This is a genomic window from Amaricoccus solimangrovi, from assembly GCF_006385685.1.
GTDB lineage: Bacteria > Pseudomonadota > Alphaproteobacteria > Rhodobacterales > Rhodobacteraceae > Amaricoccus > Amaricoccus solimangrovi.
In genome coordinates this window covers 118956-143773 of sequence record NZ_VFRP01000009.1, presented here as the reverse complement: position 1 = coordinate 143773, position 24818 = coordinate 118956, and the positions used below count along the sequence as shown (strand labels likewise).

The 24818-nt window shown below is 70.8% G+C and carries 24 protein-coding genes and 1 other RNA gene; 16 read left to right on the top strand and 9 right to left on the bottom strand.

Annotated features, from left to right (window positions below; translation table 11 throughout):
• The first annotated feature begins 36 nt into the window (after positions 1–36).
• Genes coaBC through FJM51_RS11210 form a run of 5 tightly spaced genes read left to right on the top strand, consistent with a single transcriptional unit; the run spans position 37 to position 4196 of the window.
• On the top strand, positions 37–1233 hold the full coding sequence (coaBC, locus tag FJM51_RS11230) for a bifunctional phosphopantothenoylcysteine decarboxylase/phosphopantothenate--cysteine ligase CoaBC (protein WP_140454233.1): 1197 nt from the start codon (positions 37–39) through the stop codon (positions 1231–1233).
• Entirely contained in the window at positions 1230–1724 is a 495-nt protein-coding gene (dut, locus tag FJM51_RS11225) for a dUTP diphosphatase (protein WP_140454232.1), read from the top strand. Before coaBC ends, dut begins: the two co-directional genes overlap by 4 nt.
• Complete coding sequence (locus FJM51_RS11220) at positions 1718–2167, top strand: RrF2 family transcriptional regulator (RefSeq protein ID WP_140454231.1); 450 nt, start codon at positions 1718–1720, stop codon at positions 2165–2167. Before dut ends, FJM51_RS11220 begins: the two co-directional genes overlap by 7 nt.
• Before the next feature lie 25 nt (positions 2168–2192).
• Positions 2193–3143 carry a cysteine synthase A gene (gene cysK / locus FJM51_RS11215; protein ID WP_210240268.1) on the top strand — a complete coding sequence of 317 codons (951 nt, stop codon included), beginning with the start codon at positions 2193–2195 and terminating at the stop codon, positions 3141–3143.
• 3 nt (positions 3144–3146) lie between these two features.
• Positions 3147–4196, top strand: a complete 1050-nt coding sequence (locus tag FJM51_RS11210) for a HesA/MoeB/ThiF family protein (RefSeq protein ID WP_140454229.1) — start codon at positions 3147–3149, stop codon at positions 4194–4196.
• 36 nt (positions 4197–4232) lie between these two features.
• Here the strand turns inward: FJM51_RS11210 and FJM51_RS11205 are convergent, their stop codons facing one another.
• Together FJM51_RS11205 and FJM51_RS11200 are read right to left on the bottom strand one after the other, a co-directional pair.
• Entirely contained in the window at positions 4233–5369 is a 1137-nt protein-coding gene (locus FJM51_RS11205; RefSeq protein WP_140454228.1) for an acyltransferase family protein, read from the bottom strand.
• A gap of 205 nt (positions 5370–5574) precedes the next feature.
• The gene (locus tag FJM51_RS11200; protein WP_140454227.1) at positions 5575–5913 is read right to left on the bottom strand and encodes a hypothetical protein; all 339 of its coding nucleotides are present in this window, start codon (positions 5911–5913) and stop codon (positions 5575–5577) included.
• Positions 5914–6157: 244 nt separating this feature from the next.
• On the opposite strand from FJM51_RS11200, the gene ssrS reads away from it, so the two are divergent.
• From ssrS to FJM51_RS11155, 10 genes are all read left to right on the top strand, one after another.
• A non-coding RNA gene (ssrS, locus tag FJM51_RS25545) (6S RNA) lies at positions 6158–6316 on the top strand.
• A 29-nt stretch (positions 6317–6345) separates the two neighbouring features.
• Positions 6346–6927, top strand: a complete 582-nt coding sequence (locus FJM51_RS11195) for a 5-formyltetrahydrofolate cyclo-ligase (RefSeq protein ID WP_140454226.1) — start codon at positions 6346–6348, stop codon at positions 6925–6927.
• A 48-nt stretch (positions 6928–6975) separates the two neighbouring features.
• A complete protein-coding gene (locus FJM51_RS11190; protein ID WP_140454225.1) occupies positions 6976–7809 on the top strand; it encodes a TIGR00282 family metallophosphoesterase in 834 nt (277 codons plus the stop codon).
• A 4-nt stretch (positions 7810–7813) separates the two neighbouring features.
• A complete protein-coding gene (locus FJM51_RS11185; RefSeq protein ID WP_181164530.1) occupies positions 7814–8704 on the top strand; it encodes a DMT family transporter in 891 nt (296 codons plus the stop codon).
• Between the two features lie 156 nt (positions 8705–8860).
• Positions 8861–10585 (top strand): SLC13 family permease, encoded by a 1725-nt coding sequence (locus tag FJM51_RS11180; protein WP_233713076.1) that lies wholly within the window; start codon positions 8861–8863, stop codon positions 10583–10585.
• 88 nt (positions 10586–10673) lie between these two features.
• Positions 10674–12245 carry an alkaline phosphatase D family protein gene (locus FJM51_RS11175; protein ID WP_140454222.1) on the top strand — a complete coding sequence of 524 codons (1572 nt, stop codon included), beginning with the start codon at positions 10674–10676 and terminating at the stop codon, positions 12243–12245.
• Between the two features lie 102 nt (positions 12246–12347).
• Positions 12348–13085 (top strand): YebC/PmpR family DNA-binding transcriptional regulator, encoded by a 738-nt coding sequence (locus FJM51_RS11170; protein ID WP_140454221.1) that lies wholly within the window; start codon positions 12348–12350, stop codon positions 13083–13085.
• A 116-nt stretch (positions 13086–13201) separates the two neighbouring features.
• Positions 13202–14149, top strand: coding sequence for an alpha/beta fold hydrolase (locus FJM51_RS11165; RefSeq protein WP_140454220.1), 948 nt, complete (start codon positions 13202–13204; stop codon positions 14147–14149).
• A 168-nt stretch (positions 14150–14317) separates the two neighbouring features.
• A complete protein-coding gene (locus tag FJM51_RS11160; protein WP_210240267.1) occupies positions 14318–15907 on the top strand; it encodes a phospholipase D family protein in 1590 nt (529 codons plus the stop codon).
• A gap of 205 nt (positions 15908–16112) precedes the next feature.
• On the top strand, positions 16113–17354 hold the full coding sequence (locus FJM51_RS11155) for an META domain-containing protein (protein WP_140454219.1): 1242 nt from the start codon (positions 16113–16115) through the stop codon (positions 17352–17354).
• A 4-nt stretch (positions 17355–17358) separates the two neighbouring features.
• Here the strand turns inward: FJM51_RS11155 and FJM51_RS11150 are convergent, their stop codons facing one another.
• Both FJM51_RS11150 and FJM51_RS11145 read right to left on the bottom strand, forming a co-directional pair.
• On the bottom strand, positions 17359–17979 hold the full coding sequence (locus FJM51_RS11150) for a glutathione S-transferase family protein (protein WP_140454218.1): 621 nt from the start codon (positions 17977–17979) through the stop codon (positions 17359–17361).
• The gene (locus FJM51_RS11145) at positions 17976–19022 is read right to left on the bottom strand and encodes an aldo/keto reductase (RefSeq protein WP_140454217.1); all 1047 of its coding nucleotides are present in this window, start codon (positions 19020–19022) and stop codon (positions 17976–17978) included. Before FJM51_RS11145 ends, FJM51_RS11150 begins: the two co-directional genes overlap by 4 nt.
• A gap of 128 nt (positions 19023–19150) precedes the next feature.
• Here FJM51_RS11145 and FJM51_RS11140 point away from each other — a divergent pair, with 128 nt between their 5' ends.
• Entirely contained in the window at positions 19151–19759 is a 609-nt protein-coding gene (locus FJM51_RS11140) for an MliC family protein (RefSeq protein WP_140454216.1), read from the top strand.
• A gap of 3 nt (positions 19760–19762) precedes the next feature.
• Here FJM51_RS11140 and FJM51_RS11135 read toward each other — a convergent pair whose 3' ends face one another.
• Genes FJM51_RS11135 through FJM51_RS11115 form a run of 5 tightly spaced genes read right to left on the bottom strand, consistent with a single transcriptional unit; the run spans position 19763 to position 24775 of the window.
• A complete protein-coding gene (locus tag FJM51_RS11135; RefSeq protein WP_140454215.1) occupies positions 19763–21070 on the bottom strand; it encodes a branched-chain amino acid ABC transporter permease in 1308 nt (435 codons plus the stop codon).
• The gene (locus FJM51_RS11130; protein WP_140454214.1) at positions 21067–22080 is read right to left on the bottom strand and encodes a branched-chain amino acid ABC transporter permease; all 1014 of its coding nucleotides are present in this window, start codon (positions 22078–22080) and stop codon (positions 21067–21069) included. The genes FJM51_RS11135 and FJM51_RS11130 overlap by 4 nt, the downstream gene beginning before the upstream one ends.
• Positions 22080–22784 (bottom strand): ABC transporter ATP-binding protein, encoded by a 705-nt coding sequence (locus FJM51_RS11125; RefSeq protein WP_140454213.1) that lies wholly within the window; start codon positions 22782–22784, stop codon positions 22080–22082. The genes FJM51_RS11130 and FJM51_RS11125 overlap by 1 nt, the downstream gene beginning before the upstream one ends.
• Positions 22781–23563: an ABC transporter ATP-binding protein gene (locus FJM51_RS11120; RefSeq protein WP_140454254.1), complete on the bottom strand. Its 783-nt coding sequence runs from the start codon at positions 23561–23563 to the stop codon at positions 22781–22783. The genes FJM51_RS11125 and FJM51_RS11120 overlap by 4 nt, the downstream gene beginning before the upstream one ends.
• 24 nt (positions 23564–23587) lie before the next feature.
• Positions 23588–24775: an ABC transporter substrate-binding protein gene (locus FJM51_RS11115; protein WP_140454212.1), complete on the bottom strand. Its 1188-nt coding sequence runs from the start codon at positions 24773–24775 to the stop codon at positions 23588–23590.
• Positions 24776–24818 lie beyond the last annotated feature (43 nt).

Here is a 24818-nt window from a genome sequence, read left to right as displayed (position 1 = left end):
GGGTTCAGCCAACCCCCCGCGCCCGAGGTGTGAAACATGGCCGGACGCGGCATTCTCCTGATCGTGGGCGGCGGCATCGCCGCCTACAAGAGTCTCGAACTCGTCCGCCTCGCCCGCAAGGCGGGACTCCGCGTGGTTCCGGTCCTGACACGGGCCGGTTCGGAATTCGTGACGCCGCTCTCGCTCTCCGCGCTCGCCGAGAGCGCCGCGCATACCGAACTCTTCGATCTGACCGCCGAGGCGGAGATGGGCCATATCGAACTCTCCCGCGCCGCCGACCTCGTCGTGGTCGCGCCCGCCACGGCCGATCTGATGGCGAAATGCGCGGGTGGGATGGCCGACGATCTCGCGAGCACGCTCCTGCTCGCGACGGACAAGCGGGTGCTGATGGCGCCCGCGATGAACGTGCGGATGTGGCTCCACCCCGCGACGGAGCGCAATCTCGCGACGCTGCGGGACGACGGCGTGCTCTTCGTCGGCCCGGACGAGGGCGCGATGGCCTGCGGCGAGTTCGGGCCGGGCCGCATGGCCGAGCCGCCCGCCATCCTCGCGGCGATCGAGACGGCGCTCGCCGGGGAGGGGCCGCTCGCCGGGCGCCACGCGGTCGTGACCTCCGGCCCGACGCATGAGCCGATCGACCCGGTGCGCTATATCGCCAACCGCTCCTCGGGCCGGCAGGGCAGCGCGATCGCCGCCGCCCTCGTCCGGCGCGGCGCGCGGGTGACCTTCGTCACCGGCCCCGCCGAGGCGCCGCGGCCCAATGGCGCCGAGGTGATCGAGGTGGAGACTGCGGCGGAGATGCGCGACGCCGTTCTCGGCACGCTTCCGGCCGAGATCGCGATCTTCGCCGCCGCCGTCGCCGACTGGCACGTCAGGACGCCGAGCGCCTCGAAGGTGAAGAAGGCCGCGGACGGCGCCCCGCCCGTCTTCGAACTGGGCGAGAATCCCGACATCCTGCGGACCGTCGCCGGTCTCGCCGCCGGCCGGCCCGGGCTCGTGATCGGCTTCGCGGCCGAGACCGACGACGTGCTCGCCAATGCGACGGCGAAGCGGCTCCGCAAGGGCTGCGACTGGCTGGTCGCGAACGACGTCGCCCCGGCCTCGGGCATCATGGGCGGCACCGAGAACGCGGTGACGCTGATCACCGAGGCGGGGGCCGAGACCTGGCCCCGGATGAGCAAGGAGGCGACGGCCGAGGCGCTGGTCGACCGGATCGCGGAGGCGCTGGCATGAGCGCGGTCGAGGTCGCCCTCCTGGTCCTGCCCGGCCGCGATCCCGCGCTGCCGCTCCCGGCCTATGCGACGGCGGAGGCTGCGGGGATGGACGTCCAGGCCAATCTCGCCCCGCCCGACCGCGCGGCGGGGCTGGTGCTCGCGCCCGGGGAGCGCGCGCTCGTTCCCACCGGCCTCGCGCTCGGCATTCCCCCGGGTTTCGAGGCGCAGATGCGCCCCCGTTCCGGGCTGGCGCTCCGCGAGGGGCTGACGCTTCTGAACAGTCCCGGCACGATCGACGCCGATTATCGCGGCGAGGTCGGGATCATCCTCGTCAACCATGGCTCCGCCCCGATCACGATCGCCCACGGCGCGCGCGTCGCGCAGATGGTCTTCGCGCCGGTGACCCGCGCGGCGCTGATCCCCGTCGCGAGCCTCGAGGGCACGGCGCGCGGCGCCGGCGGCTTCGGCTCGACGGGCGTGCAGGGCGCGCCGGGGGAAGGGCCATGCTGAGGCTCTCGCGCAAGACCGCGCTCGCGCTCGAGGCGGTGCTCGACATCGCCTACAACGCCCGGCCCGATCCGGTGCAGTCGCGCGACATCACCGCCCGCCAGGGCATCCCGCAGCGCTATCTCGAACAGGTGCTGCAGCGCCTCGTCCGCGAGGGGGTGCTGCGCGGCGTGCGCGGCCCGCGCGGCGGCTATACGCTGGCGCGGGAGCGGCGGCGGGTGACGCTCGGCGACGTGGTGCGCGTGGTCCAGTCGCTCGAAGGCGACGACGAGCCGACGCCCTCCACCGCCGCGCTGGGCGAGCAGGTGATCGCGCCGCTCTGGGACGGGATCGAGGCGGAGATCCTGCGCCGGTTCGATGCGATCACGATGGAGGATCTCTGCCGCCAGGCGCGCGGCCAGGGCATTCCGCGCGCCGACGGCACGCTGCCGGATTTCTCGATCTGAGGCGCCGGCGATGCAGGATTCCCCGATGGCTCGCCCCGCGCGTGGCCGGGTCTATTCCGACATCACCGAGACGGTCGGCGCCACGCCACTGGTGCGGCTCGCCCGGATCGCGGCGGCGCGGGGCGCGCGGGCGGAGATCCTCGGCAAGCTCGAATTCTTCAACCCGACCCATTCGGTCAAGGACCGGATCGGCGTCGCCATGCTCGACGCGCTGGCGGCGCAGGGCGTGCTCGCGCCGGGCGGCACGGTGGTGGAGGCAACGTCGGGCAATACCGGCATCGGCCTCGCCTTCGCCTGCGCGGCGCGCGGCTACCGCCTCGTGCTGGTGATGCCCGAGAGCATGTCGCTCGAACGGCGCAAGATGCTCGGCCTGCTCGGCGCGCGGCTGGAGCTCACGCCGGCCGAGCTCGGCATGCGGGGCGCGCTGGAACGGGCGGAGGCGATCCTGCGCGAGACGCCGGGCGCGGTCGCGCCGCGCCAGTTCGAGAATCCGGCCAATCCGGCGATCCACGCCGCGACCACGGCGGAGGAGATCTGGGCCGATACCGGCGGCGCGCTCGACGTCTTCGTCGCGGGGGTGGGCACGGGCGGCACGCTGACCGGCGTGGGCCGGATGCTGCGCGCGCGCGCGCCGGGCGTCGAGATCGTCGCGGTGGAGCCCGAGGACAGCCCGGTGCTCTCCGGCGGCGAGCCCGGGCGGCACCGGATCCAGGGCATCGGCGCGGGCTTCGTGCCGGAGACGCTCGACCCGGCGCTGATCGACCGGGTGCTGACAATCGGCAACGAGACCGCGCTCGAGACCGCGCGCGAACTCGCCACGCTCGAGGGCATTCCCGCCGGCATCTCCTCGGGCGCCGCGGTCGCCGCCGCGCTCGAGATCGCGGAGGCGCCCACGATGGCGGGCAAGCGGATCGTCACCGTCCTGCCGAGCTTCGCGGAGCGCTATCTGTCGACGGCGCTCTTCGACGGGATCTGACCGGTGTCGGGCACGCTCGCCGTCCTCGCGCTCCTGCTCGCGCTCTCGGCGCTCGGCTGCGCGCGGCTGGTGGGCGCCGGGCGGCCGGTCTTCGCGGGCATTCTCGTCTGGGGGCTCGTCCTCGTCGGGCTCAGCCAGACGCTGCCGGGGGCCGATCCCGCGCGCCTCGCCTTCCGGCTCGGCTGGGCCGGGGCGATCGCGGCGCCGGTCCTCGGCTATGCCCTGCTGATCCGCGCGCTGCGGCGGCGCGCGCGTGGCACACCGCCGCCGGAGGCGGCCAGGACAGGAGGATCCGGGATGACTCCGGACGAGTTGACGCGCTATGCCCGCCACATCGTGCTGCGCGAGATCGGCGGGCCGGGGCAGGCGCGGCTCCGCGCGGCCCGGGTCGCGGTGGTCGGGGCTGGCGGCCTCGGCGATCCGGCGCTTCTCTATCTCGCCGCGGCCGGGGCGGGCGCGCTCACCGTGATCGACGACGACGCGGTGGCGCTCTCGAACCTGCAGCGCCAGATCCTCTTCGGCACCCCCGACATCGGCGCGCCGAAGGCCGAGGCCGCGCGCGCCGCGCTCACCCGGCTGAACCCCGACGTCGCGGTCGAGGCCCGGACGGTCCGGCTCGACGCGGAGAACGCGCCCGCGCTGCTTGCCGGGGCCACGCTGGTGATCGACGGGTCCGACAATTTCGCCACGCGCTACGCGGTCAACGCCGCCTGCGTCGCGCTCGGCATCCCGCTCCTGTCCGCGGCGATGAGCCAGTGGGAGGGGCAGGTCGCGCTCTTCGACCCGGCGCGGGGCGGGCCATGCTACCGCTGCCTCTTCCCCGAGCCGCCGGCCGAGGGGCTCGCGCCCTCCTGCGCCGAGGCGGGCGTCATCGGCCCGCTGCCCGGCGTGCTCGGCGCGCTGCTCGCGCTCGAGGCGGTGAAGCATCTCGCCGGCGCCGGGCGGGGCTTGCGCGGCCGGCTTCTGCTCTTCGACGGCCTGCGCGCCGAGACGCGCCAGCTGCGCGTGAGCGCGCGGGCCGATTGCCCGGACTGTGGCGGCCGCGGCGCGTGAGGTGACGCGCCACGCCGCGTTTCCGGCCCGGGAAGGTCAGCCCCGGGTCGGCAGGAAGCCCGAGGCCTCGGTCTTGTGGCCCGGCCGCACCCGTCCACCGCTGATGATCCGGAAGAATTCCGGCGTCCGGCGCTGCAGCGCATTCCCCAGCGCGACGAGCAGTCCGATCGTCAGGAACACCGTCACGAAGTAGAGGATGATCTGTCCCGTCTCGGTATCCGTCGCGACCAGGGTGGCGAGGGCGATCTTGAGGAACAGGATCGGGGGATAGTGGGCGCAGTGGATGAAGAAGGCCATGTAGGAATTGCGCTCCACCCATTCCGCGAAGGCGCCGTTCAGCACGAGGGAGGACGCGTTCCAGACCGCGAGCGCGCCGAGGACCCGCATCGCGGCGGTGGCGATGTCGAGGTCGATCCCGGTGGAATGGCCGAGGTAGTAGGGCGCCACCGTCCGCGCCATCGCCACCGCGAGGAAGAGCACGAAGACCGGGACGATCGCCGGCTTAGGCAGATCCGGCTTCAGCCCGTGCATCGCGCAAGCCGCGCCGAAGCAGAAGAACACCACCACGTCGAGCCGGTGAAAGATCCAGAAATGGAAGTCGAGGATCCAGAGCGGCACGAGGATGGCGATCGTGATCCAGGGCAGGCGTCCGATCAGGATCCAGATCAGCGGGCTGAATATCACGGTCAGGATCAGGTCGTGGACGAACCAGAGCTGGAACGCCAGCGGCGTCCGGCTGTAGCCGAGGATCACGTCGGCGATCACGTGAAGGTGGCTGCGGTAGGTGGTGCTGAATTCGTCGCCGAACAGGCCCGGGACGACGTAGATATGCACCAGGTAACCCACGACCGCGAAGAACGAGCTCCAGAGCAGGAAGGGCAGCGCGAGCGAGGTCGCGCGCCGGCGCAGCTTGCGCGCGAACTGGGGTGGCTTGTCGCGGGTGGCGCCCTGGAAGAACAGATAGCCGGAGATCGCGCTCATCGCCGGGACGGCGGTGAAGCCGATGTAGAGGATGAACGAGATCATGATCGAGGCGACCGGCAGATCCTGGCCGGTATAGCCGATATAGGGCGAGATGTCGGAGCCATAGACCCCGCCATAGTGAAGGAAGACGAGGGCGAGGACCAGGACGAGGCGCAGATACGATATGCGCTTCCTGTCCAGCTCGGTCATGGCCGAGGCACGCTCCGGAACGGGCCGGGATCGCTCCTGGCCATGAAATGGCGCGGTCGCTCCCGGGGAGCTTGTCGCAATACTGTCGGACAACGGTGAAATCCTTCTGGAACCGGTTTCGACGGCCAGCCCGGCCACGCGCGTGGCTCGGCCGCTCCTCGGGGGGGCGGCGGTGCGAGGGAGCTGGCAGTGAAGGTGAGAGGTTTCAGAAGGTCGCGCGGGGAGGTCCGGCGCGTGGGGTGGGTGTCAGTCCGGAGCGCAGCCACCCGTCGGGCAGGAGGCTGCTTTCGATCACCGGAAAGAGTGGCGTCCCGGCCATCTCGCTGGACGGGATGGCCTGGGCGACGCCGCCGCAGCAATGCGGCTTCGAACCGTCGCACTGCTTGCTCGCCGCCGTGCCATCGGCCTCGGCGGTGGCGTGATGATGCGGGGTACCGGCCGATTCATGGGCCTCGGCGCGCGGCGCCAGGGTCATCAGGCAGACGAATCCGAGCAGCACGACCGCGCAGAGCAAAACGATCCGCGGAGTGAGATGCCGTCTCATCGCTGTGGACACCCCGAATCTACCCTTTCCGGACTGTGCACGCAGGTTGGGCGCCGATCAAGGCGGAGACGGCTGACGGCCCGATCACGCTCCGGAGAGCGGGGGTGACGGCCGCGTGATCGGGGCGCCGCGGAGAAGGCGGCGCGGAAGCGTCCTGGCGCGATCGGCCGTCCGCCGCCCGCTACCTTTCGCCAATCTCTCCCCCCTTCAAAATCCCGCGGATTCGTCCTACATTCAAACCCGGCGGCTTCTGGCCTTCCCGTGAAGGGCCTACATCCTGGTGGCCGTAAATATTCTTGAGGGAGCCGGCTCTGTGACTGGTCCTGGCCTATCGCATCTGGCACCCACCTGGTTAGCCAGGCTCTCAAGGATTAGACGCCCCCACGGTCGCGCCGGTTCCGCCACACCGATCCTTCCCGCCCCGGCCCCTTCGTGAGCGACCTCGAACGGCGAAAGGCCAAGGCCCGTAGCGACGGCTACGCGGCGCGGGCCAGGGCGCACGCGGCCGGATTCGGCGCGGCGCGTCAGGCGGCGGGGCATGCGCTGCGCGTGCTCGCCGGCGCGCCGGCGGCGCGGGTCGTGGCCGGCTACCTGCCGATCCGGACCGAGATCGACCCCCGCCCCGGGATGCTCGCGCTGCACGGGCTCGGCTACACCGTCTGCGTTCCGGTGATCGAGGCCCCGGCCCATCCGCTGCTCTTTCGCGTCTGGAAGCCCGAGGTGGCGCTGGTGCCCGGCCCCTTCAAGGTGCTCATTCCCGCCGAGGGCGACTGGATCGAGCCCGACGCGCTGCTGGTGCCGCTCATCGCCTTCGACGACGAAGGCCACCGGCTCGGCTATGGCGGCGGCTTCTACGACCGGACGCTGCACGCGCTGCGCGCGCACCGTGTGGTGCGCGCCTACGGCTTCGCCTACGAGGGCCAGCATGTGCCCGAGGTGCCGCGCGGCCTCACCGACGCGCCGCTCGACGCGGTGGTCACCGAGACCGGGGCGCGCCTGCCCGCCGCGCGGTGAACCTGACGAGGCTGGACCTCGGCCCGCATCGGGCTTAGAGCGGGCGTCATGAAACTGCTTTTTCTCGGCGACGTGATGGGGCGGACGGGGCGCGCGGCGGTGGCGGCGCGGCTCCCCGGGTTGCGCCGGGACTGGAAGCTCGACTTCGTCGTGGTCAATGGCGAGAACGCCTCCGGCGGAATGGGGCTGAGCGCGGCCCATGCCCAGGGCCTCTTCGACGCCGGGGCCGATTGCGTGACCCTCGGCGATCATGCCTTCGACCAGCGCGACATGCTCGCGCATATCGAACAGGACCAGCGGATCCTGCGGCCGGTCAACTACGCCAAGGGGGCGCCGGGCAAGGGCGCGCGGCTCTTCGACGCGCCGGGCGGGCGGAAGGTCTTCGTCGCGCAGATCCTCGGCCAGGTCTTCATGCGCCGCCCCTTCGACGACCCGTTCTCCGCGATCGACGCCGTGCTCCGGACCGCGCCGCTCGGCGGGCTCGCGAACGCCGTCATCGTCGACGTCCACGCCGAGGCGACCTCGGAGAAGATGGCGCTCGGCCACTGGTGCGACGGGCGGGCGAGCCTCGTCGTCGGCACCCATACCCATGTGCCGACGGCGGACACCACCATCCTCGCCAAGGGCACCGCCTATCAGTCCGACGCCGGGATGTGCGGCGATTACGACAGCGTGATCGGCATGGACAAGCTCGAGCCGATCAGCCGCTTCGTCACCGGCATGACCAAGTCGCGCTTCGAGCCGGCCAAGGGCGAGGCGACGCTCTCCGGCGTCTATGTCGAGACCGACGACCGGACGGGCCGCGCGCTCCGCGTCTCCCCCGTCCGTCTCGGCGGGCGTCTCGCCCCGGCGCTGCCCGAGGGCGTGGCCGCCACGCCCTGATCCGATGGCCCGCCGGGCGATTCCGCCGGTCGCGATCCTGGTCGCGGCGGGGGCGGGCTGGGGGCTCACCGTTCCGCTCCTGCGCGTCGCCGCGGGCGCGGGCCATCCGCCGCTCGCGCTGCTCCTGTGGCAGAACCTGATGATGGCCGGACTCGCCGGGCTGCTGCTCCGGCTCTGGCGCCGGCCCTGGCCCCGCCTGAGGGGCAACGCCCCCGCGCTGCTCGCCGTCTCGATCCTCGGCACGGTGCTGCCCGGCTATTTCACCTTCCTGACCGCGGGCGAGCTCCCCGCCTCCGCGCGGGCGATCATCATCGCGATGGTCCCGATCTTCGCGCTGCCGATCGCCCTCGGCCTCGGCGCCGAGCGGTTCGAGCCGCGGCGTCTCGCCGGCCTGCTGCTCGGGCTCGGGGCGATCGGCCTGCTGGTGCTGCCCGGCGCGACGCGCGGGCCGCTGCCCCCGCTCTATGTCCTGCTCGCGACGGTGGCGCCGCTGAGCTACGCGGTCGAATCGAACGTGCTCTCCGCCCGGCCCGCGGATCTCGAGCCGCTCGGCCTGCTCTTCGGGGCGAGCCTTCTCAGCGCCGCGCTGACGCTGCCGCTCGCCTGGGCGGCGGACGCGCTCGTGGCGCCGGCCGCCTTCGGCCCGGCCGAGCAGGCGCTGCTCGCGATCGTGCCGATCAATCTCGCCGCCTACGCCGCCTATGTCTGGCTCGCCGCGCGCGGCGGCGCGGTCTTCGCCGCGCAGGTCGGCTATGTCGTCACGCTCGCGGGCGTGTTCTGGGGCATGGTTCTGCTCGGAGAGCGCCCAGGTCCGGCGATCTGGCTCTCGCTGGGGTTGATGATGGCCGGAATCGCGCTGGTGCGGCCCCGGCACGAGGGCGTGAAAGACGCTTGAACCGCAGGCCCGCCATGGGCCATTGTGCGCCGGCCCCGCGCAGGGGCGGTACGCGTGGCGTTCTCCGGTTTCAGCGGTAGCGAGTCAGATCCCTTGATCGAATTTTTCACGCAGGGCAACGGACCCGCGATTGTAACCCTGCTCGTCCTTCTCGGCATGCTGGTCGTCTTCATCCTCGAGGTCTATCCGCCCGAGGTGACGGCGATGTGCGGCGCGGCGGTTCTTGTGCTGCTGGGCTACGTCCCGCAGAAGGGCGTGCTCGAGGCCTTCTCCAATCCCGCGCCCTGGACGATCGCGGCGATGTTCATCGTCTCGGGCGGCATGGTGCGGACCGGGCTCATCAACGAGCTCACGCGCGTCGTCACCCGCCACGCCGCCGGCAGCCGGATCCTCGTCCTGGTGGCGGTCGGGGTCTTCGTCGCCGTGGCCTCCGCCTTCACCAACAACACGCCGCTCGTCGCGCTGATGATCCCGGTGACGGTGCAGCTCGCGCATGCGATGTCGCTCTCGCCCTCCAGGCTGCTGATCCCGCTCTCCTATGTCACCGTGCTCGGCGGGATGATCACGATGATCGGCACCTCGACCAACATTCTCGTCGACGGTGTCGCGCGCAAGGCGGGCATGGCGCCGTTCTCGCTCTTCGAGATCGCCCCGCTCGGAATCGTGGTGTTTCTCGCGGGATTCACGACGCTCTGGATCCTCGTGCCGCGGTTCCTGCCCGACCGCGACTCGATGGCCGACCTGCTCGGCAACCGGAAGCGGATGAAGTTCTTCACCGATGTCGTCGTGCCCGAGGGCTCGCCGCTGATCGGCCAGCAGGTCATGTCGGTCGCGATTTTCAAGCGCGAGGGCATGCGGGTGATCGACGTGCTGCGCGGCGACGAATCGCTGCGGCGCGACTTCCCCGAGGTGGCGCTCGCCGAGGGCGACAGGGTCGTGCTCCGCACCGAGATGCAGGAACTTCTGGGGCTGAAGGATTCGGATCAGGTGGCGCTGGTCGATCGGGTGGGATCGAAACGGACCACGACGGTGGAGGCGCTGATCTCGCCGGATTGCAAGCTCGTCGGCCGCTCGCTCGGCAGCCTCCGGCTGCGCCGCCGCTACGGCGTCTATCCGCTCGCGATGCACCGGCGCAACCAGAACATCGGCCGCCAGCTCGACGAGGTGGTGGTACGCGTCGGCGACACGCTGCTGCTCGAGGGCGCGCCCGAGGACATCCGGCGCCTCGCGCAGGATGTCGACCTCATCGATCTCAGCGAGACCACCGAGAAGCCGTTCCGCCGCGGCCGCGCGCCGCTCGTGCTCGGCGTGCTGACCGCGATCGTCGCGATCTCGGCCTTCGAGATCCTGCCGATCCAGATCGTCGCGATGCTCGGCGTCGTCGTGCTGCTCGCGACCCGCACGATCGAGCCGGAGGAGGCCTACAGCACCGTGAGCGCCTCGCTGCTCGCGCTCATCTTCGCGATGCTGATCGTCGGCGAGGCGCTGGACGCGTCGGGGGCGGTGCAGATGCTCGTCGACTGGGTCTCGCCGCATCTCGCCGACATGCCGCCGGTCGTCGTGCTGCTGGTGCTCTACTTCATGACGCAGATCCTGACCGAGCTTCTCTCGAACAACGCCGTCGCCGTGGTGGTGACGCCGATCGCGATCGCGCTCGCCCACCGGCTCGGCCTCGATCCGCGGCCCTTCGCGGTCGCGGTCATGTTCGCGGCGACCCTCGCCTTCGCGACCCCGATCGGCTACCAGACCAACACGATGGTCTACGGGCCGGGCGGCTACAAGTTCTCCGACTACATGCGGATCGGCATCCCGCTCAACATCATCACCGGGATCACCGCCTGCCTCGTGATCCCGCTGTTCTGGCCGCTCGTCGCGGGCTGAGCCGGCGTCATCGAAGCGTCACCGGGGCATCAAGCCTCCGTCACGCTGGCTTCCTATTCCTCCGCGCCATCCAGCAACGGAGAATACGATGACCCGAACCCGCCTCGCCCTGACCCGCCGCCGCCTTCTCGCGACCGGGAGCGCGGGCCTTGTCCTCTCCGGCCTCGGGATGCCGGCCTTCTCGCAGGCGGCCCGGCGGCCGGTCTTCACCCACGGTGTCCAGTCGGGCGACGTCGACGCCGCCTCGGGCATGATCTGGACCCGGGTGGACCGTCCGGCGCGGGTGATGATGGAATGGGCGACGACGGAGAGCTTCGCCGATCCCGTCCGGCTCGCACCGGTCGACGCGCTGCCCGACAGCGATCTCGCGGTGAAGCGGCTGCTCGGGGGGCTGCCCGCCGATCAGGAGATCTTCTACCGGATGGTCGCGGCGGATCTCGCGGACATCAATCTCGTCTCCGAGCCGATCACCGGGCGGTTCCGGACCGCGCCGGGCTCGCGCCGCTCGGTCCGCTTCGCCTGGTCGGGCGACACCGCCGGGCAGGGCTGGGGCATCGACGAGACGGGGATGAAGACCTACGCCACCATCGCCACGCACCGGCCCGACTTCTTCCTGCATTCGGGCGACACGATCTACGCCGACGGGCCGATGGAGGACAGCGTCGACCTCGGCGACGGCCAGACCTGGAAGAACGTCGTCATGGTCGATGCGAAGCGCAAGGTCGCCGAGACGCTTCAGGAGTACCGCGACCAGTGGAAGTACAACATGCTGGACGAGCATGTGCGCGCGCTGAGCGCCGAGGTGCCGACCTTCTACCAGTGGGACGACCACGAGGTGCTGAACAACTGGTCCTCCTCGAAGGATCTGAGCGCGGACGAGCGTTACGCGGAAAAGTCGATCGCGCTCCTCTCCGCCCGCGCCGCCCGCGCCTTCCACGAGATGACGCCGATCCGCTACGCGCCGGCCGAGCCGGGCCGGGTCTATCGCAAGATCGCCTACGGTCCGCTGCTCGACGTGTTCTTCCTCGACATGCGCTCCTACCGGGGCCCGAACGGCCCGGACATGGAGAGTGAGCTCACCGACGCGGCGCGGATCCTCGGCGCGGCGCAGGTCGACTGGCTGAAGCGCGCGCTCGCGGATTCGACCGCGACCTGGAAGGTGATCGCCGCCGACATGCCGCTCGGCCTCATCGTCTGGAACGACGGCAAGAACAAAGTCGGCGCCGAGGCGGTGGCGAACGGGGACAACGGCCCGACGGCCGGGCGGGAACTCGAGATCGCGGACCTTCTGCGCTACATCCGCGCGGCCGGGATCACCAACACGGTCTGGCTGACGGCGGATGTGCACTACACCGCGGCGCATTACTACAACCCCGAGAAGGCCCGGTTCCAGGATTTCGCGCCGTTCTGGGAATTCGTCTCCGGCCCGCTCCACGCCGGCACCTTCGGCCCGAACGCGCTCGACATGACCTTCGGGCCGGAACTGCGCTTCGTGAAGGCGCCGGCGGAGGGGCAGGCGAACCTGCCGCCCTCGGCCGGCCTCCAGTTCTTCGGTCTCGTCGACATCGACGGCGACACGGAGCAGATGACGGTGCGCCTGATGGACCGCGACGACACCGAGCTCTGGTCGGTCACGCTCGATCCGGCGCGCGGCGCCTGAGCCTTTTCGCGTCGACGGCCGCCCGGGCTTGAATCCGGGCGGCGCGCTGGATAAGACGCCTGCCAGCAATCTGTCACGCGAAGCATTGATCCGGAGCCTGCCATGGCCGGCCATTCGAAATGGGCGAATATCCAGCATCGCAAGGGGCGGCAGGACGCCGTCCGCTCGAAGCTGTTCTCGAAGCTCTCCAAGGAAATCACCGTCGCCGCCAAGATGGGTGACCCGGACCCGGACAAGAATCCGCGCCTGCGTCTCGCGGTGAAGGAAGCCAAGTCCAACTCGATGCCCAAGGACAACATCGACCGGGCGATCAAGAAGGCCGTCGGCGGCGAGGGCGAGAACTACAAGGAGATCCGCTACGAGGGCTATGGCCCGAACGGCGTGGCGATCATCGTCGAGGCGATGACCGACAACCTCAACCGGACCGCCTCCAACGTGCGCTCGACCTTCACCAAGCGCGGCGGCAATCTCGGCGAGACCGGCTCGGTCAGCTTCATGTTCGACCGGATGGGCCAGATCGTCTACGGCGCGGATCTCGACGCCGACAAGGTGATGGAAGCCGCGATCGAGGCCGGGGCCGAGGATGTCGAATCCTCGGAGGACGGCCACGTGATCTGGTGCGCGGTCGGCGATCTCAACGACGTCTCGACCGCGCTCGAGGCGGCGCTGGGCGAGGCCGAATCGACCAAGCTCGTCTGGCGGCCGCAGACCACGACCGAACTCGATCTCGAGGCGGCGCAGAGCCTCATGAAGCTCATCGAGGCGCTCGAGGACGACGACGACGTGCAGTCGGTCACCGCGAATTTCGAGATCTCCGACGAGGTGATGGCCCAGCTCTGAGGGGCCACCGATACCCTTGGGTTGTTGCCCCGGGGCCGCGCCCGCGCTAGACCCGACTCTGGCCGCGCCATCCGGGCTTCCGTCCGGGCCGAGGGCGCGGGCAGGGAGGTCGGCGCATGAATCCCTCGGATCCCGAGACCCCGAACGGCGCGACCGATCCGGCCACCGGCGAGGGTCGGACTCCGGCGCCCCGGCGGTCCCGCCGCGCCGCGCCACCGCCCGCGACCGGCGCGCGGGAGAAGGTGGTGGTGGAAGGGGTGCCGATCGCCTTCCGTCGGCTGGGCCGCGGTCCCGCCGTCGCGCTCATCCATGGCGCGAGCGCCAACCTCAACGACATGACCTTCCGGCTCGCCCCCGCGCTCGCGGCGCGGCACACGGTGATCGCCTTCGACCGCCCCGGCCATGGCGAGAGCGGCTGGCCCGCGCGGGGCGGCGAAAGCCTCGCGGTCCAGGCCCGGCTGCTGCGCGGCGCGCTGGAGCGGGTCGGACTCACCCGCGCCTATCTCATCGGCCACAGCTATGGCGGGGCGGTCGCGCTCGCCTGGGCGCTCGACGCGCCGCGCAGCGTCGCGGGGCTCCTCCTCGTCGCGGCGCCCTCGCATGGCTGGCGCGGGAGCAACGGCCTCGCGAACACGCTGATCGACCTGCCGGTGGCGGGCCCCATCCTGGCCCGCGCCCTGCGCCATCTGGTTCCGGAGCGGCTGGTGAACCGGCTCGTCGCCGGGGCCTTCGCCCCGCAGGCCGCGCCCGAGGGATATGCGCGCCATCTCGATTCCGCGCTGGTGCTCCGGCCCGAGACGCTGCGTCGCAACGCGCGCCAGCTCGCCGCCCTGCGCCGCGCGCTGGAGCCGATGGTTCCCCGCTATCCGGGCCTCGTCCCGCCGCTCGAGATCGTCCATGGCGACGCCGACCCCCGGGTGAGCCTCGGCGCGCATGCGCAGCGCCTCGCCGCGGCGGTGCCGGGCGCGCGGCTGACCCGGCTCGCGGGGATCGGCCACATGCCGCATCAGGTCGCCCTGCCGGAGACGCTGGGCGCCTTCGCCCGGCTCCGCGCCCGGGCCTGAGCCCTCCCGCGGCGGGATCGGCGTCCCGCGTTCTCGCGCCCGCTTCACAAGGTCGCGGCACCTCGGTATTCTCGCCCGCCGAACGGGGAGACCGATGACCGCCCAGCCTTTCCATCGCCTTCCCCGGAGGATGGCGCGCTCCCCGCGCCGCCGGGTCGCGAGGCCGACGTGATCCCCGTGCTTCCGGCGCTCCTCGGCCTGCCCGTGCTCGATTCCGACCTGCTCGTGTCGCTCGGCGTGGCGCTGGCGCTCGTCTTCGGCTCCTCCTTCGTTTCGGTCTGGCTCTACGGACGGTTCGCCAAACGGGCGCGCGGCCTGCCGTCGAGCGCGCTGCCCGTCGCGGGGCCGCCGACCGCGACCGACCGTTGCGTCGCGCCGCTGACCGAGGCGCGGCCGGGAGAAACCGGCGTCATGGTCCTCGCCGACAATCGGGAGGCCTTCGCCGCGCGGGCGCTGTCGGCGCGGGCGGCGGGCCGCTCGATCGACATGATGTACTATCTCTGGCGCGGCGACCTGACCGGGAACCTGCTCGCGCGCGAGCTTCTCGCCGCCGCCGACCGCGGCGCGCGGGTGCGCCTGCTGCTCGACGACATCAACACCCGCGGCCTCGATCCGGACTATCTCGCGCTGAGCGGCCATCCCCGGATCGAGGTCCGGCTCTTCAACCCGGCCAAGAACCGCGGCGCCTCGCTGCGCCGGGGCGCCGAGATGCTGCTCCGGATGGTGACCGTCACGCGGCGGATGCACAACAAGGCCTGGATCGTGGACGGTCGGCTCGCGATCGTCGGCGGGCGCAACATCGGCGACACCTATTTCGACGCCGCCGAGGATTTCAACTCGGCCGACATGGACGCGGTGCTGCTCGGCCCGGCGGTGGAGGAGGTGTCGGAGATCTTCGACACCTACTGGAACAGCCCGCTGACGCTGCCGATCCGCTCGCTGCTGCGCGACGTCGAGGCCAATCTGCGCGGATTGCGCCGCCGCCTGGGCGAGCTGGAGCGCGATCCGCTGGCCGAGACCTATCTCGAGAACGCGGTCCGCCACCCCCGGCTCTCCGGCTTCCTCGGGAGCGCGCGGCCGATCCACTGGACGGCCGGCGCCCGCGTCGTCTCCGATCCGCCGGGCAAGACGCAGCGGCTCGACCAGCCGGAGTGGCTCATCCACACGCTCGGCACCGCGATCGGCCAGGCGTCGCGGGATCTGCGTGTCACCACCGCCTATTTCGTGCCGGGCGAGGCGGGTGTGCACGCGCTCTCGGCGCTGGCGAAACAGGGGATACGGGTCGCGATCCTGACGAATTCGCTCGCCTCGACCAATCAGGTGAGCGTCCATGGCGGATATTCGGTGGCGCGGGCGCCGCTCCTGCGCGCGGGGGTCCGGCTGTTCGAACTGCGCCCCCTCGATCCGGACCGCGTCCGCTCCTCGCTCTACCGCTCCGCGCGGGCCTCGCTGCACACGAAGAACTTCACCGTGGACGGAGAGGCGGGGTTCATCGGCTCGTTCAACTTCGACCTGCGCTCGGCCTATCTCAACACCGAGATGGGCCTCCTCTTCGCCGATCGCGCCATCGCGGCCGAGCTCGACCGCGAATTCGCGCGCCAGACGGCCGGGGACAAGAGCTTCGAGGTCTATCTCGACGGTTCCGCGACGCGCTGGCACGAGGAAGGCCGCGTGCTGACCGAGGAACCTCTCGCGAGTCGGACGCGGCGCCTGATCGCGGGCATCGTCCGGCATCTGCCGATCAAGTCTCAGCTTTGAGGCGACCGGTCTCCGGATCGCGACAATCGGCGCTTCCGGCGGGAAAGCCGCCGCTCCCGCGCGGCGGGCGAAGATCGACATTTGCGCCCGATTAGCCGAATTTCAGAGTTTGCAAGGAGTTGTGACTCGGTTAGGCATTGGCTCGGCGGGAAATTGCCGTCATCTTGTCGCAATCGGGACAACGGTCCGAGTCCAGGGGTGCTGTATGAGTTTGGGTTGGACGGCGCGCGCGCTGGCCATTTGTTGTCTGTCGCTGCTGTCTCTCGCCGCGAACTGGGAACCGCCCCTCGGCCTGGCGGCTTCCCATTCCTGGGCGCGCGGTATCGAGACGACCCCGGATCCGGACACGGTCCGGCCGAGCGGCGCACCGACTCAGGCCGCCAACGAGAAGGGACTCGGGCCGTCGCAGACCGCGCCGCCGGGATCCTCGGCCGCGGTCATCCAGCTCGCGAACGCCACGGGGGCCGAGGCGCCGGAGACCGGGCTCGGCGTCGAACTGCCGGCGAGCTACGGCGGCGAGGTGCCTTGCGTCGATTGCGAGGCGCTGAGCTATCAGCTCAATCTCTGGCCCGACCACGTGTTCGACCTGCGCCGGAAATGGCTGCCCGACGGACGCACCCAGGACGCGCTCGGCCGCTGGTGGATCGATACCTCGGTCGGCCGCCTGATCCTCTGGGACGGCGAGGACAAGATGGAATTCGCGGTCCTGCCGGGCCGGCTGCGCCTGATCGACCGCGACGGCGTGCCGGACGCCGCGCCCGAAAGCTACGACCTGACCGGCGAATCGGGCACGACGCCGCTTTCGATCCGCGTGTCGGTGCGGGGGATGGTCAGCTTCCTCGCCGATCGCGCCCAGATCACCGAATGCCTGACCGGCCGCGTCTATCCCCTGTCCACGACGAAGGAATTCCCGACGCTCGAAGCCGCCTATCTCGCCGCCGGCGTGGCCCAGGGCACGCCGCTGATGGCGAGCCTGCAGGGAAGGGTGCTGCAGGAGGGCGACGAGGAGGATGGCGAGAAGGGGCCGCTCGTCATCGTGAACCGCTTCACCGGCGTCTGGCCGGAGGAAACCTGCGAACAGGCGATGAGCAGCCGAAGCCTCACCAACACCTATTGGCGCATCGTCCGGCTCGGCAAGACCGAGATCGAACCGGCCGCGCATCTGTCGGAGCCGCATCTGGTCCTGAAGGAGGGCGAGAACCGCTTCGTGGCCACGGTCGGCTGCAACGAGATCTCCGGCGGGTTCGAGCGCAACGGGGACAAGCTGAACTTCAAGGCGCCCGCGACGACCCTGAAGGGATGCCAGCCGCCGCTCGCGGACTGGGAGCGGATGCTCGCGGAGGCGCTTGCGAATGCCCGCGGCTGGCGGGTGAACGGCGAGGCGCTGGAACTGCTCGATTCCGCCGGGATGCAGATCGCCCTGTTCCAGGCCGAGGCGATCCCCTGAGCCTTCAGGCCGGGAAGAATTCCTCCGGGCTCCGCGTTTCCGGCAGCGCCCGGATCCGGTCGCGCCAGGCATCCATCGCCGCGCTCGGCGCCACGCCCGCGGCCTCGGCCCACTGGACATAGCCCCAGATCGCGCAATCGCCGATCCCCGGCGCCGCGCCGTGGAAGAACGGCCCCGCGCCGAGCAGCCGGTCGAACCGGTCCCGGTCGGCCGCGTAGCGCTCGCGGAGCCAGTCGATCGCCCCGGGCGGGAAGCCCGCGCCGTCGACGCGCCGCGCCTCCCTCAGCTGCGGCAGGCACATGCCGATCCGGTTCGCCTCCCACATCAGCAGTTCGGCGCCCCGCCGCATCCCCTCGGCGGTCTCCCCGCCCAGGCGGCGCGAGCGCGCCGCGATCTCGAGCAGGATGGCACCGGACTGGACCAGCGTCACCCCGTCGATCATCAGGAGCGGAACCTCCGCGAAGGGGCTCGCGGCGAGGAAGGCGGCCGGCCGGGTCGCGGGCGGCGCCCAGATGTCGATCCGGACCGTCCGATGCGCGACGCCCGCCAGCGCCAGGGCCAGCGCGACCTTGCAGGCATGGCCCGAGTCGGGATGGCCGTAAAGGACGACGCCGGCGGCGCTCACATCGGCACCGGAAAGCGGCGATGGATCGCGGCGATGCCGGCCAGCACCGCCTCCGGCAGCGTGAGCTCCGCCGCCGCGATGTCGGTCTCGAGCTGTTCGAGCGTCGTGGCGCCGAGGATCACCGAGCCCATGAACGGGCGCGAGGCGCAGAAGGCGAGCGCCATCCGGGCCGGATCGAGCCCGTGTTCGCGCGCGAGGCCGACATATTCCTCCGCCACCGGTTCCGAGAATTTCGAGATCCGGCCACCGAGATTGTTCCGGTTGACCGCCTCGCGCGAACCGTCGGGCCGGGCGCCGCCGGCGTATTTGCCGGTCAGGAGCCCGGCCGCGAGCGGCGAATAGGCGAGCAGGCCGACGTTTTCGTGATGCGAGAGCTCGGCCAGATCGAGATCGTAGAGTCGGCACATCAGGTTGTATTCGTTCTGCACCGAGACCACGCGGGGCAGGTTCTCCCGCTCGGCGAGCTTCAGGAAGGTCGCCGTCCCCCAGGCAGATTCGTTCGAGAGGCCGAAGTGGCGCAGCTTGCCCTCGTCGCGGAGCTCCCGGATCGTTCTCAGGATCGCGAGCATGTCCTCTTCCACGCCCCCGCCCTGCGTCTCGGGGGCGAAGTTCCAGTGCTTGCGGAAATGGTAGGAGCCGCGGTTGGGCCAGTGCAGCTGGTAGAGGTCGACGTGATCGGTCCCGAGCCGGCGGAGGCTTCCCTCGAGCGCCTGGCGCAGCGCCGCGGGCGAGATCGGCGCGCCGCCGCGATCGATGACCGAACTGCCCTCGCCGGTGATCTTGGTCGCGATCGCGAGCCTGTCGCGCCCGCCGCTGGCACTGAGCCAGCGGCCGATGATCCGCTCGGTCTCGCCCACGGTCTCGGCGCGGAGCGGGGTGGTCGGATACATCTCGGCGGTGTCGATGAGATTGATCCCGCGTTCGAGCGCGAGGTCGATCTGCGAGAAGGCTTCCTCGGGCGTGTTCTGGCTGCCCCAGGTCATCGTGCCGAGGCAGAATTCCGAAACGTTGAGACCGTCGCGGCCGAGATCGCGATACTTCACTGCGTCACCTTTTCCATGGTTCGCGCCCTCCATGCGTCACTTGCCGCGCCGCCGCAAGCCGGGCCGGGCCATGGAGGGGGCGCGGGCGCGGATTTCGCGCTAAGCTTCGCGAAAATGGGAGGATTCGCATGCGCATTCGCTCGGCGTGTCTCGCTCTCGCCCTGGCCGGGGCTCCGCTGAGCCACGCCCTCGCCGGAGATGCGAGTTTCGACTGCGGCGCGGCCGCCTCGGCGGCGGAGAAGGGGATCTGCGCCAGCCCCGGCCTCGCCACGCTGGACGGCGTGCTCGGCGGGATCTACGACCGTGCCGAGGCGGCGCCGGGCGCCCCGGCCTCGCTCGCCGCCGATCAGAAGGCCTGGCTGACCGCGCGGGATGATTGCTGGTCAGCGGGCGCGCCGGAGCTTTGCGCGAAGCAGGCATACGTGCGGCGGATCGCGGCGCTGGTGCGCGCGGTTCCGGCCGCGCGGGGCGACGCGCCGGTGGTCGGCCCCGTCGGGATCAGCTGCGAGACGATCGCCGATCCGCTCGCCGCCGTCTTCGTCAACACCGAGCCGGGCTATCTCTCGCTCGCCTGGGGCGACATGGATCTCGTGCTCGACCAGACCGCCAGCGGCTCGGGCGCGCGCTATTCGGACGAGGACAACGGCGGGCATTACGTCTTCTGGGAAAAGGGCGGCGAGGCGACCTTCGAGGGGCCGGCGCTGATGGCGCCGGCGCCCTGCGCGCTGGGGAAATAGGCGCTACCGCCCGCGCGCCTCGGGGATCAGCCCCCGGGGCGCGAAGCGCAGCGTCACGAGCAGGATCAGCCCCATCAGCAGCGGCCGGAAATGCGGCGCGGCGGCGCGCAGGTGGCTGTCCCACCAGCCGCCGGGGCTCGCCAGCGCGGCGAGATGCGCGGTGAGCCAGTTGCCGATCGGCTCGGCCACGACCCAGACGTACCAGATCAGGAAGCCGCCCAGCACCGCGCCCCAGTTGTTGCCGGAGCCGCCGACGATCACCATCACCCAGATCAGGAAGGTGTAGCGCAGCGGGTTGTAGCTCGCCGGCGTGAACTGGCCGTCGAGCGTCACGAGCATCGCGCCCGCGATCCCGACCACCGCCGAGCCGAGCACGAAGACGCGCAGGTGGCGCCGCGTCACGTCCTTGCCCATCGCCTCCGCCGCGTCGCGGTTGTCGCGGATCGCGCGCATCATCCGGCCCCAGGGAGAGCGGAGCGCCCGTTCCGAGAGCCAGAGCAGGATCGCGAGCACGATGGCGAAGAGCACCGCGTACCAGAGCCGCGAGACCACCGCCGCCGTCATCACCGGGTCCGAGCCGAAGCGCGCGGCGAGGTCGATCACCCAGGGCTGCTGTTGCAGCACGATCTCGTCGGGGACCGGGCGCGGGATGCCGGTCACGTTCTTCACGCCGCGGGTCAGCCAGTTCTCGTTCTTCAGCACCGCGAGGATGATCTCGGCGATGCCGAGCGTCGCGATCGCGAGATAGTCGGAGCGCAGGCCGAGCGCGACCTTGCCGACGAGCCAGGCCGCCCCGGCCGCGAAGAGCCCGCCGACCGGCCAGGCGATCAGGATCGGCAGCCCCAGCCCGCCCATGTAACCCTGCGCCCCGGTCGCGCTTCCGATCGCGGCGGAGGCCGGGTCGAGGAAACGCCGCATTGCGAGATAGCCGAGGAAGGCCAGCACGAGCGTCGCGGGCGTCCGGATGAGGTCCGGCAGCCGGGGCCGCAGGAAGAGGATCAGCGCGGCGGTGGCGAGCACCGTCAGGATCGCGAGCCCGAGGTCGAGCCCGCCCGCCGCGAGCGCGCCCGCGACCGGCGGCATCGCGACGAGCACGCCCGCCACGCCCCCGAGCGCGGCGAAGCCCATCACGCCCGCGTTGAAGAGCCCGGCGTAGCCCCACTGGATGTTCGCCCCGAGCGACATGATCGCCGAGATGAGCGAGAGCTGCAGGATCGCCAGCGCCACCGTCCAGCTCTGCAGCAGGCCGACGAGAAGGATCAGCGCCGCCATGACGGCGTAGAGGGCGAGGACGCGCGCGGCTCCGGTCATACCACCTTGCCCCTGAAGATCCCGGTCGGCCGGACGAGCAGCACGATCACGAGGATGACGAAGGAAACCGCGAACTTGTAGTCGGTGCCGAGCAGCTGGACGAGGCCCTCCGGCGCCATGCCCTCCGGCAGGAGATAGGTCAGCACGCCCTTGTAGGCGTAGGTGAGCGTGACCTCGGAGAAGGCGACGACGAAGCCGCCCACGACCGCGCCGACCGGCTGGCCGATCCCGCCCACGATCGCCGAGGCGAAGATCGGCAGCAGGAGCTGGAAGTAGACGAAGGGATTGAACGACTTGTCGAGCCCGTAGAGCACGCCCGCGAGCGTCGCGAGACAGGCCGCGAGCACCCAGGTCACCCGCACCACATGGCCGGGGCTGATCCCGGAGAGGAGCGCGAGATCCTCGTTGTCGGAATAGGCGCGCATCGACTTGCCGGTGCGGGTGCGGTTGAGGAACCAGAAGACGAAGGCGACCGCGAGCGCCATCACCACCACGGTCAGCACCTGCGAGGTGCGGAGCGCGAGGCCTTCCCTGAGCCCGGTCATCGCGCGGAAGTCGGGCACGCGGATCACGAAGCGCGCGCCATCCTCGAACCGCTGGTCGCCGACGCCGATGAAGAAGCGCGTGATCGCGTTGTAGACGAACATCACCCCGACCGAGGCGATCACGAAGATCACCGGATCCGCCCGCCGGTGACGGTAGAAGGCGAAGACCCAGCGGTCGGTCAGGAGCGCGAGCGCCGTCGCGCCGATCATCCCGACCGGCAGCGCGAGCAGCGCGGTCGGCAGCGGCGCGATGCCGATGCCGAGCGCCTGGAGGCCCCAGGTGACCATGATCGTCAGCATCGTGCCGAAGGCCATCAGGTCGCCATGGGCGAAGTTCGAGAAGCGCAGCACCGTGTAGATCAGCGTGACCCCGAGCGCGCCGAGCGCGAGCTGCGCGCCATAGGTCGTCGCCGGGATCACGACGAAATTGGTGAAGAGCACCAGGGCGTTCAGAAAATTCTCCATCAGCCCCCCAGGAAGGTCCTGCGCACTTCCGGATCGGCGAGCAGCGCCTCTCCGGTGTCGGTGTAGCGGTTGCGGCCCTGGACCAGCACATAGCCCTTGTCGGCGATGTTGAGCGCCTGGCGCGCGTTCTGCTCGACCATCAGGATCGAGATGCCGGTGCGCGCGATCTCGATGATCTTGTCGAAAAGCTCGTCCATCACGATCGGCGAGACCCCCGCCGTCGGCTCGTCGAGCATCAGGAGCTTCGGCCGCGTCATCAGCGCCCGGCCGACGGCGACCTGCTGGCGCTGGCCGCCGGAAAGTTCGCCCGCCGCCTGCGCGCGCTTCTCGTAGAGGATCGGGAAGAGCGAGAAGACCTGCTCCATCGTCTCGGAATAGTCGTCCTCGCGGATGAAGGCGCCCATCTCCAGGTTCTCCGCGACCGACATCGAGGCGAAGACGTTGTTGACCTGGGGCACGAAGCCCATGCCGCGGCGGACGCGCTCCTGCGGGGAGAGGGCGGTGATCGGCTCGCCGTCGAGCCGGACCTCGCCCTCGCGCAGGCGCAGCATGCCGAAGATCGCCTTCATCGCGGTGGACTTGCCGGCGCCGTTCGGTCCCACGATCACCGCGATCTCGCCGCGCTCCACCGCGATGGCGCAGCCGTGCAGGATGTCGGTCGCGCCGTAGCCGCCGGTCATCGCCCGGGCGCTCAGGAAGCTCATGCCGGCGCTCCCGGCTTGTTGCGCAGGCCGCGGCCGAGATAGGCCTCGATCACCGCCTCGTCGGCGCGCACGACGTCGGGCGGTCCCTCCGCCAGCACCTTGCCCTCGGCCATCACGATCACCGGGTCGCAGAGGCGGGCGATGAAATCCATGTCGTGCTCGATCAGGCAGAAGGTATAGCCGCGCTCGCGGTTGAGCCGGACAATCGCATCGCCGATGGTCCGGAGCAGCGTCCGGTTCACCCCCGCGCCGACCTCGTCGAGAAAGACGATCTTCGCATCGACCATCATCGTGCGGCCGAGTTCCAGCAGCTTCTTCTGCCCGCCGGAGAGGTTGCCCGCGTATTCCTCCGCGACATGGCCGATCTCGAGGAAGTCGATCACCTCGTCGGCGCGCTCCCGCACCATCGCCTCGCGGGCGCGGACCGCGCCGGGGCGGAACCAGGCGTTCCAGAGCGTCTCGCCCGGCTGGCCGGGCGGGACCATCATCAGGTTCTCGCGGACCGTCAGCGTGCCGAATTCATGCGCGGTCTGGAAGGTCCGGAGCAGCCCCTTGTGGAAGAGTTCGTGCGGCGGAAGGCCGGTGATGTCCTCCCCGTCGAGCCGCACGGTGCCGGAGGTCGGGGCGAAATGCCCGGCGATCACGTTGAACAGCGTCGATTTCCCGGCGCCGTTCGGGCCGATCAGGCCGGTGATCGAGCTCTTCGCGATCCGGATCGAGGCGCCATCCACCGCATGGATGCCGCCGAAATGCATCCGGAGGTCGTCGACCTCGACCATCGCCGGGGAGGCCGGCACGGGAGCCTACCGGTAGCCGAGGGTGACGGGCGCGTCGTCCTTGATCTCGTAGACGCGGTAGGAGCCGCGCGCCTCGCCCGGTCCGATCAGTTCCACGCCGGTCGCGCCCTGATAGTCGATGTCCTGACCCTGGGCGATGAGGTCGAGCGCCTTGGCGAGCTCGCCCGCGTAGATCTTCTCGCCGGGCGCGTTCGCGACGTCGAGCATGTGGTCGCGGATGCCGGTCCGGTCCGCCGAGCCCGCCGCCGCCATCGAGAGCGCGATCAGCGCGGCGGCGTCGTAGCTCTCGGGCACGTAGGTGCCGGTCGGGTCCATGTCATGCGCCTTGGCGAGCGTCGCGAAGATGTCCGCCGCCTCGCCCTCGACGCCCGGCAGCGTGCCGATCACCTTGCCGTTGATCTCCGACCCCACCGCGTCGATCAGGCTCTGCCCGTACATGCCGTCGCCGAAGTAGAAGTGCTCGAAGGCGCCGGTGTCGAGCGCGGCCTGCACGATGCCGCGGCCGCCCTGGTCGACGTAGCCGAGCACCATCAGCGTGTCGGCGCCCGAGGCCTGGAGCGCGGCGACCTCGGCCGAGTAGTCGCCCTTGCCGTCGTCATGCGCCGCCGAGATCGCGACCTTGCCGCCCTTCGCCTCGAAGGCGGCCTGGAAGCTGTCGGCGAGCCCCTTGCCATAGTCGTTGTTGGTATGGGTGACCGCCACCTCCGTCACGCCGCTCTCCGAGACGAGATCCGCGAGCACCTCGCCCTGCCGCGCGTCCGAGGGCGCGGTGCGGAAGAAATAGCCGTTGTCCTCGAGGCTCGAGAGCGCGGGGGAGGTCGCGGAGGGCGAGACCATCACGACGCCCTTCGGCACCGCCACGTTGGTCGCGATCGCGGTGGTGACGCCGGAACAGTCCGCGCCCATGATCGCGACGACGTTCTGGCCCGTCACCAGGCCCTCGGCGGCGGTGGTGGCGGCGGCGGCGTCGATGCAGGTCGAATCCGCGCGCACCGGATTGAGCGTGATCCCGCCCGGCAGCTTGCCCGAATCGGAGGCCTCCTTCAGCGCCATCTCCGCGCTCGCCGCCATGGCCGGCGTGATCGACTCGAGCGGGCCGGTGAAGCCGAGGATGACGCCGATGTTGACCGGCTCGGCGGCGGCCGCGGAGGCGAGGCCGGCGGAGACCGCGGTCGCGAGCAGAATGCGCTTCATGAGAGCTCCTTGATCCGTCATGGAACGGCCCCCGACCGGGCGG

Excerpts from the sequence above, each read along its gene's own strand:
- coaBC (WP_140454233.1), top strand. The coding sequence starts at position 37 with ATGGCCGGACGCGGCATTCTCCTGATCGTGGGCGGCGGCATCGCCGCC.
- dut (WP_140454232.1), top strand. The coding sequence starts at position 1,230 with ATGAGCGCGGTCGAGGTCGCCCTCCTGGTCCTGCCCGGCCGCGATCCC.
- FJM51_RS11220 (WP_140454231.1), top strand. The coding sequence starts at position 1,718 with ATGCTGAGGCTCTCGCGCAAGACCGCGCTCGCGCTCGAGGCGGTGCTC.
- cysK (WP_210240268.1), top strand. The coding sequence starts at position 2,193 with ATGGCTCGCCCCGCGCGTGGCCGGGTCTATTCCGACATCACCGAGACG.
- FJM51_RS11205 (WP_140454228.1), bottom strand. The coding sequence starts at position 5,369 with ATGACCGAGCTGGACAGGAAGCGCATATCGTATCTGCGCCTCGTCCTG.
- FJM51_RS11200 (WP_140454227.1), bottom strand. The coding sequence starts at position 5,913 with ATGAGACGGCATCTCACTCCGCGGATCGTTTTGCTCTGCGCGGTCGTG.
- FJM51_RS11190 (WP_140454225.1), top strand. The coding sequence starts at position 6,976 with ATGAAACTGCTTTTTCTCGGCGACGTGATGGGGCGGACGGGGCGCGCG.
- FJM51_RS11185 (WP_181164530.1), top strand. The coding sequence starts at position 7,814 with ATGGCCCGCCGGGCGATTCCGCCGGTCGCGATCCTGGTCGCGGCGGGG.
- FJM51_RS11180 (WP_233713076.1), top strand. The coding sequence starts at position 8,861 with ATGCTGGTCGTCTTCATCCTCGAGGTCTATCCGCCCGAGGTGACGGCG.
- FJM51_RS11175 (WP_140454222.1), top strand. The coding sequence starts at position 10,674 with ATGACCCGAACCCGCCTCGCCCTGACCCGCCGCCGCCTTCTCGCGACC.
- FJM51_RS11170 (WP_140454221.1), top strand. The coding sequence starts at position 12,348 with ATGGCCGGCCATTCGAAATGGGCGAATATCCAGCATCGCAAGGGGCGG.
- FJM51_RS11165 (WP_140454220.1), top strand. The coding sequence starts at position 13,202 with ATGAATCCCTCGGATCCCGAGACCCCGAACGGCGCGACCGATCCGGCC.
- FJM51_RS11155 (WP_140454219.1), top strand. The coding sequence starts at position 16,113 with ATGAGTTTGGGTTGGACGGCGCGCGCGCTGGCCATTTGTTGTCTGTCG.
- FJM51_RS11140 (WP_140454216.1), top strand. The coding sequence starts at position 19,151 with ATGCGCATTCGCTCGGCGTGTCTCGCTCTCGCCCTGGCCGGGGCTCCG.
- FJM51_RS11135 (WP_140454215.1), bottom strand. The coding sequence starts at position 21,070 with ATGACCGGAGCCGCGCGCGTCCTCGCCCTCTACGCCGTCATGGCGGCG.
- FJM51_RS11130 (WP_140454214.1), bottom strand. The coding sequence starts at position 22,080 with ATGGAGAATTTTCTGAACGCCCTGGTGCTCTTCACCAATTTCGTCGTG.
- FJM51_RS11125 (WP_140454213.1), bottom strand. The coding sequence starts at position 22,784 with ATGAGCTTCCTGAGCGCCCGGGCGATGACCGGCGGCTACGGCGCGACC.
- FJM51_RS11120 (WP_140454254.1), bottom strand. The coding sequence starts at position 23,563 with ATGGTCGAGGTCGACGACCTCCGGATGCATTTCGGCGGCATCCATGCG.
- FJM51_RS11115 (WP_140454212.1), bottom strand. The coding sequence starts at position 24,775 with ATGAAGCGCATTCTGCTCGCGACCGCGGTCTCCGCCGGCCTCGCCTCC.